The sequence below is a fragment of the Bacillus cereus group sp. MG9 genome (assembly GCF_040459995.1).
Lineage (GTDB): Bacteria > Bacillota > Bacilli > Bacillales > Bacillaceae_G > Bacillus_A > Bacillus_A mycoides.
In genome coordinates this window covers 3,922,825-3,936,196 of record NZ_JARVHC010000001.1, presented here as the reverse complement: position 1 = coordinate 3,936,196, position 13,372 = coordinate 3,922,825, and the positions used below count along the sequence as shown (strand labels likewise).

Below are 13,372 nucleotides of genomic sequence, written 5' to 3'. Positions count from 1 at the left end.
TGTCATAAATTTATGATTGGTTTTCATAAAATATAAGAATATAAGTTTTTAAAAGGAGAAGATGGAGAAGATTATGTTCGGGCAACGACAAAGTATGATTGTTTATTTACATTCATTGAAACATGCCAAGATTTTAAGGAAATATGGTAACATTCATTACATATCAAAACGTTTGAAATATGCCGTTGTATATTGTGATATGGAACAAATTGAGCATATGATGCAAAAATTGAATAAACTTCCTTTTGTAAAAAAAGTAGAACAGTCGTATCGCCCATTTTTAAAAACGGAATTCGAAAATTCGCGTCCTGATCGGGCAAAAGAATACGATTATAGCTAAGTAAAAAAATCCCCTGCTAAATTTAGCGGGGGATTTTTTTGCTTGAAATAACGTGTTATTTCATTGGAGGAATGAAATTGTTCATTCGTAAAATACCAATTAGATGATTAAAAAATAGTTCTTTTTCAGGGAAAGTTGTTGATGGTTTTACAGTAAAGGGAGTAACTTTTTTCCCTATTTGTTCCGCCATTTCTTCAAATAAAACGACACGTTTACTTTTTTTATTTTCAAGTACAGGAATGCCTTCACGACATATGTATAATGGTTGGAAATCACCAGTAGTTGTCGGTTTTAGTATTACAACAAGTGAACACACTTTTTTTTCGTTTTTTACAGTTTCGAATTGTAACATATGTGTTACACGTTCTTGGTTTGTTTTGGCAATTTCAAGTAATTCATATAAGTCAGAGTAGCCTTCTCCGAGTTCTATAAAGCGTTGAATCATATTTTTTCCTCCTCTTTCTTTTACTGTACCACCTCACTTTTTAAATGAAAAGTAGACAAATAAAAAAACCCTGCAAAGCAGGGCCCTTCTAATACTAGTATGTACTACTAGTAAGAAGGCAAAGGGAGAGGAGAAACCGGAGGAAGAACTTATGGGGAAACGTAAGTCTTCTCCGCGGTTGGCAACAACATCGAAAATGATGTTGTTATATTTATTTATGTCCAATCTAAAATGAAGATATACATAATGAAATTAAAATTTATGTTAGGCTTTTTATTTTTCTTTTTTTTATTTTATGATAGGATAAAAAAGGTAAAGTGGAACTGATGTACATAGAGGGTTGTTGCTTGCAAATAGTGAAATGGATATGAAAGAAATAGCGAGCGATTATTTTAACTGAGGTTTTCAATTAGTTAAATAACAGATTAATGAAAAAATGTATGAAATAGTATGAATCAGTAGCGGTTACCGAATTGAAATGAATTTGCTGTAATCGCTCTATAGATTGAAATAAAGGTAGTGACAACAGATGAGAGTAGTTTCAGGAAAATGTAAAGGGCACCCACTTAAAGCGGTACCTGGTAATACAACGCGTCCAACGACAGATAAAGTGAAAGAATCTATTTTTAATATGATAGGTCCTTATTATGATGGTGGTATCGCTCTTGATTTATTTGGTGGTAGCGGTGGTCTTGGAATTGAGGCCATAAGTAGAGGGATTGATAAAGCGATTTTTGTTGACCGAGATAGTAAAGCGATAAAAGTCATTCATCAAAATTTAGAAAGCTGTAGACTACAAGAACAAGCTGAAGTGTACCGAAATGATGCAGAGCGTGCGGTAAAGGCGCTTATAAAGCGTGAAATCTCATTCGATCTTATACTAATAGACCCTCCATATAAAGCTCAAAAAATTGTGTCTTTAGTTAGTGTAATGGATCAACATGGATTGTTAAATAAAGATGGCATCATTATGGCAGAGCATGGGGATGACGTGGTTTTACCTGATTCTATAGGAGAACTTGTAAAAGTACGGGCAGAAAACTACGGGATTACAGCAATTTCGATTTATAAGTATGAAGGTGAGGGGACAGAATGACAAGTATAGCTATTTCTTCAGGGAGTTTTGATCCAATTACCCTTGGACATTTGGATATTATTAAAAGGGGAGCAAAAGTATTTGATGAAGTATATGTAGTTGTTTTAAACAATTCATCAAAAAAACCATTCTTTTCGGTAGAAGAACGCCTAGAGTTAATTCGAGAGGCGACAAAGGATATTCCGAATGTAAAAGTTGATTCACATAGTGGATTATTGGTGGAATATGCAAAAATGCGTAATGCAAATGCAATATTACGTGGTTTACGAGCAGTTTCTGATTTTGAATATGAGATGCAAATTACTTCAATGAATCGAAAACTAGACGAAAGTATCGAAACCTTCTTCATTATGACAAATAATCAATATTCATTTTTAAGTTCAAGTATTGTGAAAGAAGTTGCGAGATATGGTGGGAGTGTAGTAGACCTTGTTCCTCCGATTGTAGAGCGTGCTTTAAAAGAAAAGTTTAAAACCCCGTTAAAGTGAACGGGGTTTTTCTTTATAAATGCGTAAAAACAATAAGATGACATATAAATATAAACAAAATAAGGTGAAGATTGGTCCGTAGTGTATAAATGATGTCCAAATATCAGTTAGTGTATAAGAATGATTCAATAAAAATACGGGAAGATCTTCTTGCGTAGGCGAGAAAGAATGAACTTTTTCATAAAATGGTCCCCAAAATATAAAAGTGAAAATAGGAGCGAGAATACTTTGGATAATTCGAGCTAAAAAATATGGTTTAAAGCGGATATCTGTCTCTGCTAATATGCTTGCTACTTGTGCCTGAATAGAAAGACCGCTAAATGCTAAAATGAAGCTTGTTACCATCGCTTGTTGAAGAAGTGTTGATTCATTAATTTGACTAATCATTTGGCTTCCGAGCGTCATTTCAAAAATACCGGATAATATCGGAATATTAAATTGGGAGGTAAGTTGGAAGAATGATAAAATATGTTGCATAATAAAAGAAAGCGCTTCTGTAATTTCGAAAACAGTAATCATTTTATTTAAAACAGAGAATAAAATAATAAACCCACCAATCATGAGCAGTGTTTGAATAGAAGAAACGATAGCGTCACCGAGTAGTTTTCCGATTGGTCTTTTTTCTTGCATACGTGTTTGGTGGAGGATGGAAAAAGGGTTTTGAAAGGCACGCTTTTGATTCGTATGTTTGTCTTTTATGTAAGTATCGTTATTACCATAAAAGCGCATAAGTAATCCGACGATAAAGTTACTTATATAATGTGCTGCTGCTAATACGAGTCCTAATTTCGGATTATTGAAAAAACCAATAGAAACCGCTCCGAAAATAAAAAGTGGATTAGAAGAATTTGTGAAAGATACGAGTCGTTCCGCTTCAATTTGTGTTAGTTGATTGCTCTTGCGTAGTCTAGCGCTTAATTTGGCGCCAGCGGGGAATCCTGAAGCCATTCCCATTGCCCAAACAAATCCGCCTATCCCTGGAACACGAAACAGTGGACGCATTAGTGGTTCTAATATAACACCGATAAATTTTACAATACCAATACTGATTAGAAGTTCCGCAATGATGAAAAACGGTAGTAGTGAAGGGAATACAACTTCCCACCATATATTTAACCCGCGAATTGAAGCTTGCAAAGCATCTTGGGGGTGAAGTACAAGAGAAAAGGTTAAAAACAACATTGATATGGTAAGAAAAGCAGTTTTCCATTTTTCGTACATGTAAGAAAATCCCCCTTTGTCCCAAAAACGTTCATTTCAGTATACGTGGATATGTGGTGAATTTAGACCATAAGTATGAAAAAGGAATGAAAAAAATTAAAGGGTGAGAAAAATGAAGGAACCAAAAATTGGTTTAGCGCTTGGATCCGGAGGTGCAAAAGGCTTTGCTCACATAGGGGTAATAAAAGTGTTGAGGGAAGCTGGCATCCCTATTCACATGATAGCAGGTAGTAGTATAGGGGCATTAATTGGTACATTTTATGCAGCGAGTTGTAACGTTGAAAGACTGTATAAATTGGCAGCTGTTTTCAAAAGGAAATATTATTTGGATTTTACAGTTCCTAAAATGGGATTTATTGCTGGAAAACGTATTAAAGATATGATTAAAATGTTTACATATAATAAAAATTTAGAAGAGTTAGATATCCCGACAGCTGTTGTGGCTACTGACATTTTGAAGGGGGAGAAAGTTGTTTTTACAAGTGGTCCGATTGCGGAGGCGGTTCGAGCTAGTATATCTGTACCAGGGGTGTTTGTTCCAGAAAAAATAGATGGCCGCTTATTAGTGGATGGAGGGGTAATTGACCGTATTCCCGTATCGGTTGTAAAAGATTTAGGTGCTGATATTGTTATTGCTGTTGATGTATCTCCAATTAAGGTGAATGGAGAGGTTACATCGATTTATGATGTAATTATGCAAAGTATTGAAATTATGCAACATGAACTTGTGATGAATCGGCAAATAGCATCAGATTTAATGATGCGGCCAGCAGTGGAACAATTTAGTTCGCGTGCTTTTACACATATTGAAGACATTATTAGGGTCGGAGAAGTGGAAGCGGAACAACATATTTCAAACATTTATTTACTAATTGAGCAGTGGAAGGAGAAACATAATGTTTAAGCGTTTTCGGTTTATATATGCAATTTTAATAGGGGTTATATTGGCGATGCTACTTGTTTATGTGCGCTTGCCGTATTATGTGACAAAACCAGGTATGGCCGCGAAATTAGCGCCGTACGTGCAAGTTGACGGTGGAACTAAAGAGTCTGGTGATTTCATGCTTGTCACTGTCTCAATGGGACCTGCTAATGTGGTGAACTTAATAGCCGCGCAATTTAATAAATATACACACGTTTCGAAGGCGGAAGAAATATTGCAAAAAGGCGAGAGTGATGAAGAATATCAATTTCGCCAAAATTATGCAATGAAAGATTCGCAAAATGCAGCAATCTATAATGCTTATAAACGTGCAAATCGCTCTGTTTCTTTTGAAAATAAAGGTGTACTAGTTGCTGGTGTAGCAAAGGGTATGCCGTCAGAGGGAAAGCTTAAGCTTGGAGATGTTATTATAGCTGTCGATGGAAAAATATTCGACAAGACGGAACAATTTATTGAGTATATGACAGGGAAAAAAGAAGGGGACACAGTAAATATTGAATACAAGCGGGGCGGAAAACAGTTTAAAGAAAATTTAAATGTAAAGACGATCCCTAATGGGAATGGACGCGTCGGTATAGGGGTCTCTATCGTTACGGAAAGAGAGTTAGTAGTAGATCCGAAAGTGAAAATTGATTCCCATGAAATAGGCGGTCCATCAGCGGGGTTAATGTTTACACTAGAAATTTATAATCAGCTCGTTGAAGAAGATTTAACAAACGGACATGAAATAGCTGGAACAGGTACAATCAATGATAAAGGAGAAATTGGTCCAATTGGTGGTATTCAGCAAAAAGTAGTAGCTGCTAGTGATGCGGGAGCTGAAGTGTTTTTTGCGCCCAATGAAAAAGGTGTAGAGAAATCGAATTATAAAGATGCTCTTGAAGCTGCGAAAGATATTAAAACGAAGATGAAAATTGTACCGGTGGACACACTGGAGGATGCATTAACGTATTTGGAAAAAATGGGTAAAACAAAGTAAACCTCTCTGAAGAAGAGAGGTTTTTCTTATAGGAATTTTTTCGTTATTTCATCATAACGAATTGGATGATGCGTTGCGTCTTGTTTTAGCAGTTGTGTCCGCAAAGGTTCTTGCATTATGGAGAAATATACAGCATTTGATTTTCGTTCTATGTCTAAAGTTGGATGTTCGAATGTTTTTGTATGAGTAAGGATTGGGAGTTCTATTTTTTTCTTATTTCTAGAAAGATAAGTTTGTCCTTTTTGTGACATTCCGAGAAGACGGATATACGGCGCATGTTGCTCTATATTTGCTTTGTGTATTTCTTCCTTCGTTGTATTTGTTAAAATATGTGTACAAGCTCTTTGCAATCTAGTCCATGTATAACGTTTTGTTTTTAATGCTTCCATGAATGAATAGAAAGATGAACTGTTTTGTATTTTTGATAAAATACGATGCTCTAAACCTTCTTCCATTTCATATATATGTTGTAAGTCCTCTGAAGACATCGTCATAAGTTTGTATTTAAAAAATGAAAAGTATTTTTCCCAGTTATGTAACGTCCCGTAGTTTTGCTTGTAGTTTTCTAAAAGAGAAGCAGTCATTTTCGGGATAAAAGGCTCAATAGTTGTAGAGGAACTGTTTTCATTAAATAGCTGTTTGCGAATACTTGTTGCACTTGCAATATGTTGATCGTGAAATGTTTCATCATGATAATGAGAGGCGAATCTTTTTATAGTTTGTGCTTGCATCGAACTGTTTTGTAAGAGAATTGCTTTAATGTACTGTAAGCCTAAAATGTTATTTGGTTGTGACATATCTACGTTTTTTTCGGGTGGTAAGATGTGTAGAAAGGCTTCAGATGTAGCTTTTGCATAACTATTACCTGCATTCATAAATTGCTTCACAAGACGATTAAAAGTCTCTTCTTCATTTTTTTGTATAGCGATGGTATTGTAGAAATTTTCAGCTTGTCCATCTTCACTACCGAAACAAATTTCAGAAACACCAAGGGCGTTTAAAATCGAAATTGCACCATTTGCGAAAGTTTCGGCCTTTTGTGTTGCGAATGCATATGGAAGCTCTACAACGAGGTCTACGCCGTTTGTTAAGGCCATTTTGGTACGATACCATTTGGAGATGAGTGCGGGCTCACCACGCTGCAAAAAAGGACCACTCATAACGGCGATAATAATATCAGACTGTGTTAACTTTTTTGTTTGTTGCACATGATAAGCATGACCGTTATGAAAAGGGTTATATTCAACAACAATACCACTGGATTTTATGGTAATCTCTCCTTTCGATGTAGCATCTTTTTGGAAAACGTGATAGTCTATATATTATTTCCTATGATGACTTCATTATAGTGTAAAGAAAAAACATTGACAAATATAAAATGGCTAGCTATAATTTTGTTTGTTGCCTTGAGGTGATATGATATGAAATGGTCCATCCATCAATTGAATAAATTGAGAAATAAAGGATTGACATTAAATGAAATGGTAGATGTAAGTGAGCTAAAAGAGGTCGAGAAAGATATTCGTGAAATTAATCCTGCTCATGTAACAGGAAGAGTTGATTTTGGCTCCGGTAAGTTTACGTTTCATCTACATATAACTGGAAGCATGGTTTTACCATGTTCTCGCTCTTTAGTAGATGTGACATTACCATTTGACATTAAAACAACTGAGGTGTTCCAAACTTCGGAAGAAGAATTTGAAACAGAAGCTGAAATTCATTGTTTAGAAGGAGAAGTACTTGACTTACTGCCCGTAATCAAGGAAAATATACTTTTGGAGATTCCAATGCAAATTTTCAGTGATGATGTTTCTGGTGGAGCACCGATGCAAGGTCAAGACTGGCAAGTGATTTCGGAAGAAAACAAAGAAAAGACTGTTGATCCACGATTAGCAGGACTTGCAAAGTTTTTTGACAAATAATCGGAAGACTGGTTTAGGCCTTCATATGAAAATAACTATTTCTTTTAAGGAGGTGGGAAGAATGGCTGTACCTTTTAGAAGAACTTCTAAAACAGTAAAAAGAAAGCGTCGTACGCATTTCAAATTATCAGTACCTGGTATGGTAGAGTGCCCAAGCTGTGGTGAAGCGAAATTAGCTCACCGTGTATGTAAAGCATGCGGTACTTACAAAGGTAAAGAAGTAATCAGCAAGTAATTGCGGGAAAATAAACGTAGAAGATATCTTCTACGTTTATTTTTTTTGTCTTATTCTTTATTTGTTGTATTCTATCTTTTCTAGTAACTGCATATGCTTAATAAAAAATGCATAGGGAGGACTAGAGAGATGGCGACAACAAGACAAGATGCTTGGACTGATGATGAAGATTTGCTTCTGGCAGAAGTAGTACTCCGGCATATTCAAGAAGGTGGAACGCAACTTTCTGCCTTTAAAGAAGTGGGGAGACATTTGTCTCGCACACCAGCAGCATGTGGATTTAGGTGGAATTCTTATGTTAGAAAGCAATACAAAGAACGTATTGAAGAAGCAAAGCAACTTCGTAAAGTAGAAAATTATGAAGTGAAAGAGACAAAGGTATTAGAGCCTACATCAATTACATTGAATGATGTTATTGAATTTTTGCGAAATTATAAAGATGAAAGCTCTTTAATGGTGTTGCAACAACAAATTGAATCGTTGCAAACAGAGAAAGAACATCTTCTGGAGCGATTATCAGTATATGAGGAAGAATATAGAACATTACTTGATTATATCGATCAAAAAAGAAGTGTAATGGTAGCGGAAAGAAATGGCGCTCGCTCGAATGGAGAATTAGAAAAATTAAAGAAATAAAAACAGCTGCGTAACAGCTGTTTTTTTTGTTTCTTATGCAGATTCTTCGTTTGTAATCGCATTCGAATTTGTTTCTGGATGCCAAATATAAAAATCACCATCAGTTACTGATACTGGCTGGAAACTTAATTTATCCCAAAAACCAGATGACTGGATACGTGCTATCGTTTTAATTGGGAATTGTAGTTGTTTCGCATAATTAACAAGCATTTGTCCGAATCCTTGTTTTTGAAAAGTCGGCAATACTTCAAGTTTATAAAGTTCTAGGTAAGTACCTGTAATTTCAAATGGTTCTCCACCGTTCCTTTTCATATATAGACTCATACGTGCGATTAGCGATCCACCATAATAAATACCGTAAAATGGAGACTCACTATCATTTTCAATAATGTTTGCTTGTAATTCTTCCAACATGGATAGTTCTTGAGCTCCGCACCCTTTAAATTTTTTAAATTCATCTAATGTTTTATAATTGATGAGCAAGCGTTCAACTTTTGGGAATCCCATTACATCACGTCCTTTTCTTATCTTGTTGAATGCAGAAAAGTTAAAATATTTATAATAATATTATAACTCATTTTTAAATTTTTATGAAGAAGATAGAATATTTCTTTCATTATTTTTTTGAGGATTTGCTAAACTAAGAATAGAACTATGTATATAGGTAGTATATACGTAGTGAAAGAAGAGGTTACATTTGTTAAAAGGTAATTGAATCCTCAACTATGTAATTGTAATTTAATAAGATATAAAGGGGGAAAGGCAAGGGAACTTATATCACTTGTTAATATGAGTTCTTTGTGTGAAGATGAAAATTGGAATTGTTGGACCGGGAGCTATTGGTCTCCTATATACATTTTATTTACAAAAAAGTAATCAAGATGTTACGTTGTTTACAAGAAACGATAAGCAAGCAGAAGAATTAAACTTAACGGGTGTAACTTGTATTAGGAATGGAGAACGTGAAACGGTATTTCCATCTATTTTACCGATAGAAAGTATGCTGGATAAACAGTTAGATTATATATTTATTGCTGTAAAGCAATATCATGTAACTGATATATTACCTTTTGTGCAGGGAGAATCGTCATTAATCTTTTTGCAAAATGGAATGTCACATCTTCACGTTATGCAAAAAATAGGAAATGAACGTATAGCAGTCGGGATTGTGGAGCATGGTGCAAAAAAAGAGGATGGACATACAGTTCGTCATACTGGAATAGGTGTTACAAAGTTTGGTGTAGTGCGTGGTCAATCTAGTTGTTTTAAAAAGGTATTTAATTGTTTTCCTTTTGATTATTTTCCGATTCAGATAGAAGATGATTGGAAGGGGATTATGCGTAATAAATTAGTAGTCAATGTATGTATTAATCCGTTGACGGCATTATTGCGGGTTGAGAACGGGGAGTTAATTTCAAACCCGCTTTTTTATCAAATGATGGAGCAAGTATTTCAGGAAGTTGCATTTCTTGTTAAAGAAGAAGATAAGGAAATGCTATGGAAAATGGTATGCCAAGTATGTGAAAAAACATCCCATAATACTTCATCTATGTTAGCGGACGTAAGAGCGAATAGACAAACGGAAGTTAATGCGATTGTTGGATATGTATTAGAAGAAGCTAAGGAACAACAACAATCTGTTCCGACACTTCAATTTTTGTTCAATGCAATAAAAGGAATGGAATTATAAGTGTTTTTCTTTGCTTTTACGTGAAACATTGAATACAATGTGGGTTGGTGAGAGAACAGGATACGAAAGGAAGAATTATATGGAGATAAAAGAAATCTCTGTTCCACTACAAGGTGTTGTAGCGGACTATATGAACGGTAAAAAAGAGATACAGTCATGTTTTGATTATCTGTTAACAGAGGATGCTTTTAAACAGCGTTTACATGATTTACGTGAGAGAGAGTTTTTCCGTCAAGATTTAGTAACGCATTTATTAGAATATAATACACAATTGCAAGCGGGAGAATTTACAATTCAAAATATAAAAGCGCTTGAAGATGAAAATACATATGTAGTTATAGCTGGACAACAAGCTGGGTTATTAACTGGTCCGCTTTATACAGTTCATAAGATCATTTCAATTTTACAGCTTGCAAAAGAAAAAGAAGAGAGCTTAGGGGTTCGGGTTGTTCCTGTCTTTTGGATTGCTGGTGAAGACCATGATATGGATGAAATTAATCATACATTTGTAACGAAAAATAAAAAAATAAAAAAGACCATTTTTCATGATCGTTATCCGAAAAAGGCGAGTGCTTCTGAGTCTGAGTTTTCTATTGAAGACTGTAGAAAATGGGTCGAAGAGATTTTTAAAACATATCCGGAAACGAATTTTACAAAGGATGTATTACAATTTGTTGATGATGCTTTAGGTAAATCGCATACATATGTAGATTTCTTTGCGCACCTTATTACGAAAATGTTCGCAAATTCTGGTTTAATTCTTGTAGATTCACATCATCCTGCATTAAGAAAATTAGAAGTGCCGTTTTTACAACAGATTATAAGTAAATATAAAGAAATTCAAGTAGGGCTTCGTAATCAACAGGAAGTACTTAAGGAATTAGGATTTAAACCGATTATTGAAACGAAGACAAATGCAGTGCATATATTTATGGAAATTGATAATGAGCGAGTATTGCTTGAAGAGAATCAAGGGAAGTTTATTGGAAAAGATGGAGTGCATTCATTTTCGTATGAAGAATTGATGGAAGAGATGGAAAGAAGTCCAGAACGTTTTAGTAATAATGTTGTAACGCGCCCTCTTATGCAAGAATATGTGTTTCCTACGTTAGCGTTTATTGGCGGTCCAGGGGAGTTAGCTTATTGGAGTGAATTGCAACAAGTGTTTCATACGGCAGGTTTCCAAATGCCACCTGTTGTTCCGCGGCTTACAATTACTTATATGGAGCGAGATATAGCGACAGATTTATATGATTTAGATTTGCAAGAAATTGATCCATTTCTAAATAATATAGATAATCTGCGTGACAATTGGCTTTCTAATCAAATAGAGGAACCGATAGACGAGCGATTTATAGAAGCGAAAAAAGAAATAATGGATATTCATACATCATTACAACAATTCGTGAAAAAAATAGATCCAGGGTTAAATGAGTTTGCGGGGAAAAATGAACTGAAAATTAATGAGCAAATTGAACTGTTAGAAAAAATGTTGAAAAGAAATGTTGAGAAGAAACATGAGGTTCAACTGAATAAATTCCGCCGTTTACAATTCGCGCTTCGTCCATTAGGAGCACCGCAAGAACGTGTGTGGAATGTGTGTTATTATTTAAATCAGTTCGGCCTTGATTTTGTTGACCGGGTAATGGAACAATCTTTTTCGTGGGATGGAAAACATCATGTAATAAAACTATAGAATCTTGCTCTTTTGAGCAGGATTTTATTTTTATTCTGTTGAATTAACTGTGAAGTGAAATATTTCTGAATTATCCATCTTATGTTAATGTAATGAATCGCTATGTATCAGGTATATATATATGACAAAATAGCACAAAATGTAAACGGATTAATATCTTTTTCGACAGGTTTTTGTTTAAATTCCCGCAAAAAATGATAAAATTTAGTATATAATAAAATAAAATAGCGATTTGTATAGCGTACTACCTTGTTGGAAGTTAAATGAGTCGTTCTTTAGTAGCATTTCATCCTCTAGTAGTAAATTGTGTTTGTAGAGTGAGAAATGTATTTAACATAATTAATTGGAAAAAGAGTAGGTGCAGCAATGTTCAAACACGTAACAGTACTTTTGAAAGAAACAGTAGATGGCTTAGATATAAAACCGAGTGGTACATATGTAGATTGTACACTGGGTGGAGGAGGACATAGTTCTTATTTATTATCTCAGCTAACAGATGGTGGAAAGTTAATAGCATTTGATCAAGATGAAATAGCGATTCAAAATGCGAAGGAAAAATTTTCTTCTTATGGTGAACAATTTGTAACAGTGAAGAGCAACTTCCGTTATTTATCTGAAAAACTACATGAATTAGGTATCACAGAAGTAGACGGGATTTTATTCGATTTAGGTGTTTCATCCCCACAATTAGATACACCAGAGCGTGGCTTTAGTTATCATCATGATGCACCGTTAGATATGCGGATGGATCAAGATGCCCCATTAACAGCATATGATGTTGTGAACAGCTGGTCATATGAACAACTCGTAAGAATTTTCTTCCAATACGGAGAAGAAAAATTTTCAAAGCAAATAACAAGGAAAATTGAAGCTTATCGCGAGAATAAGGCTATTGAAACGACAGGAGAATTAGTGGAATTAATTAAAGAAGGTATTCCAGCTCCGGCACGTAGAACAGGTGGACATCCTGCGAAGCGAGTATTTCAAGCGATTCGTATTGCTGTAAATGATGAATTAAAAGTATTTGAAGAAGCGTTGGAATCTGCAATTGATATGGTCAAGCCTGGTGGAAGAGTTAGTGTTATAACATTCCATTCTTTAGAAGATCGTATTTGTAAAACGACGTTTAAGCGAAATAGCACAACGCCGCAATTACCACAGGGACTACCGATTATTCCGGATGAATTTAAGCCGAAATTAAAGCTTATTACAAGGAAACCGATTTTACCTTCTGACATTGAATTAGAAGAAAATAATCGAGCGCGTTCTGCGAAGTTGAGAATCGCTGAAAAACGATAAAAAGGAGAGAGAGGTATGACTAATTTAGCTGTAAAGTATAAACAACAGGCGCAAGAAGAGGTACAAATTCAAGCGCCGCCACAGCAGATGGTTAAGCCAAAAGTTAAAACGAAAATTACAAGAATTGAAAAGCTATTGTACGTAACGTTTATTGGGTTTTTATTATATGCTTGTGTAGCTTTTATTGGGAATAAAGCGGGTCTATATCAAGTTAATGTAGAAGCAGCGACGATAGAAGAACAAATTGTGAAAAAACAAAAGGAAAATCAAGAATTGCAGGCTGAAGTAGAGAAGTTAAGTCGTTATGAACGTATCGCTGAAGTTGCAAAAAAACACGGGCTAGAAATTAATGCGAATAATGTGAAAGGCCTAAAGTAAGGCA

Annotated in this window: 16 protein-coding genes; 12 read left to right on the top strand and 4 right to left on the bottom strand. The window is 34.9% G+C overall.

All coding sequences use genetic code 11. The features are described from left to right. Positions 1-73 precede the first annotated feature (73 nt). Positions 74-340 carry a YlbG family protein gene (locus QCI77_RS20030; protein WP_002088292.1) on the top strand — a complete coding sequence of 89 codons (267 nt, stop codon included), beginning with the start codon at positions 74-76 and terminating at the stop codon, positions 338-340. A 55-nt stretch (positions 341-395) separates the two neighbouring features. On the opposite strand, the gene QCI77_RS20025 is transcribed toward QCI77_RS20030, so the two are convergent. After that, complete coding sequence (locus tag QCI77_RS20025; protein ID WP_002014762.1) at positions 396-785, bottom strand: DUF7147 family protein; 390 nt, start codon at positions 783-785, stop codon at positions 396-398. A 529-nt stretch (positions 786-1,314) separates the two neighbouring features. Here QCI77_RS20025 and rsmD point away from each other — a divergent pair. Both rsmD and coaD read left to right on the top strand, forming a co-directional pair. Further along, complete coding sequence (gene rsmD, locus QCI77_RS20020) at positions 1,315-1,881, top strand: 16S rRNA (guanine(966)-N(2))-methyltransferase RsmD (protein WP_001266992.1); 567 nt, start codon at positions 1,315-1,317, stop codon at positions 1,879-1,881. Beyond that, positions 1,878-2,369, top strand: a complete 492-nt coding sequence (gene coaD / locus QCI77_RS20015; RefSeq protein WP_002142952.1) for a pantetheine-phosphate adenylyltransferase — start codon at positions 1,878-1,880, stop codon at positions 2,367-2,369. Before rsmD ends, coaD begins: the two co-directional genes overlap by 4 nt. Here coaD and ylbJ read toward each other — a convergent pair. Further along, the gene (gene ylbJ, locus QCI77_RS20010; RefSeq protein ID WP_113769772.1) at positions 2,361-3,590 is read right to left on the bottom strand and encodes a sporulation integral membrane protein YlbJ; all 1,230 of its coding nucleotides are present in this window, start codon (positions 3,588-3,590) and stop codon (positions 2,361-2,363) included. The genes coaD and ylbJ overlap by 9 nt on opposite strands. Before the next feature lie 112 nt (positions 3,591-3,702). Here ylbJ and QCI77_RS20005 point away from each other — a divergent pair, with 112 nt between their 5' ends. Continuing rightward, entirely contained in the window at positions 3,703-4,494 is a 792-nt protein-coding gene (locus tag QCI77_RS20005; RefSeq protein ID WP_016096200.1) for a patatin-like phospholipase family protein, read from the top strand. Further along, positions 4,487-5,512: a SepM family pheromone-processing serine protease gene (locus QCI77_RS20000; RefSeq protein ID WP_113769771.1), complete on the top strand. Its 1,026-nt coding sequence runs from the start codon at positions 4,487-4,489 to the stop codon at positions 5,510-5,512. Before QCI77_RS20005 ends, QCI77_RS20000 begins: the two co-directional genes overlap by 8 nt. 26 nt (positions 5,513-5,538) lie before the next feature. Here the strand turns inward: QCI77_RS20000 and QCI77_RS19995 are convergent, their stop codons facing one another. Then, positions 5,539-6,780 carry a nucleotidyltransferase gene (locus QCI77_RS19995; protein WP_164081469.1) on the bottom strand — a complete coding sequence of 414 codons (1,242 nt, stop codon included), beginning with the start codon at positions 6,778-6,780 and terminating at the stop codon, positions 5,539-5,541. A 153-nt stretch (positions 6,781-6,933) separates the two neighbouring features. Between QCI77_RS19995 and QCI77_RS19990 the strand changes: the two genes are divergently transcribed. The 3 genes from QCI77_RS19990 (at position 6,934) to QCI77_RS19980 (ending at position 8,305) form a co-directional block, all read left to right on the top strand. Then, positions 6,934-7,434 (top strand): YceD family protein, encoded by a 501-nt coding sequence (locus QCI77_RS19990; RefSeq protein ID WP_002014753.1) that lies wholly within the window; start codon positions 6,934-6,936, stop codon positions 7,432-7,434. 61 nt (positions 7,435-7,495) lie between these two features. Beyond that, complete coding sequence (rpmF, locus tag QCI77_RS19985; protein ID WP_001984764.1) at positions 7,496-7,669, top strand: 50S ribosomal protein L32; 174 nt, start codon at positions 7,496-7,498, stop codon at positions 7,667-7,669. Positions 7,670-7,798: 129 nt separating this feature from the next. Continuing rightward, a complete protein-coding gene (locus tag QCI77_RS19980) occupies positions 7,799-8,305 on the top strand; it encodes an RsfA family transcriptional regulator (RefSeq protein WP_061674434.1) in 507 nt (168 codons plus the stop codon). Positions 8,306-8,338: 33 nt separating this feature from the next. Here QCI77_RS19980 and QCI77_RS19975 read toward each other — a convergent pair whose 3' ends face one another. Beyond that, positions 8,339-8,812 (bottom strand): N-acetyltransferase, encoded by a 474-nt coding sequence (locus QCI77_RS19975; RefSeq protein WP_002014751.1) that lies wholly within the window; start codon positions 8,810-8,812, stop codon positions 8,339-8,341. 295 nt (positions 8,813-9,107) lie between these two features. On the opposite strand from QCI77_RS19975, the gene panE reads away from it, so the two are divergent. From panE to ftsL, 4 genes are all read left to right on the top strand, one after another. Then, positions 9,108-9,995, top strand: a complete 888-nt coding sequence (gene panE / locus QCI77_RS19970; protein WP_033709393.1) for a 2-dehydropantoate 2-reductase — start codon at positions 9,108-9,110, stop codon at positions 9,993-9,995. A 79-nt stretch (positions 9,996-10,074) separates the two neighbouring features. Further along, on the top strand, positions 10,075-11,691 hold the full coding sequence (gene bshC, locus QCI77_RS19965; protein ID WP_002128861.1) for a bacillithiol biosynthesis cysteine-adding enzyme BshC: 1,617 nt from the start codon (positions 10,075-10,077) through the stop codon (positions 11,689-11,691). A gap of 366 nt (positions 11,692-12,057) precedes the next feature. Beyond that, positions 12,058-12,990, top strand: a complete 933-nt coding sequence (gene rsmH, locus QCI77_RS19960) for a 16S rRNA (cytosine(1402)-N(4))-methyltransferase RsmH (RefSeq protein WP_002014746.1) — start codon at positions 12,058-12,060, stop codon at positions 12,988-12,990. 15 nt (positions 12,991-13,005) lie between these two features. Continuing rightward, a complete protein-coding gene (ftsL, locus tag QCI77_RS19955; RefSeq protein ID WP_002014745.1) occupies positions 13,006-13,368 on the top strand; it encodes a cell division protein FtsL in 363 nt (120 codons plus the stop codon). Positions 13,369-13,372: the final 4 nt, after the last annotated feature.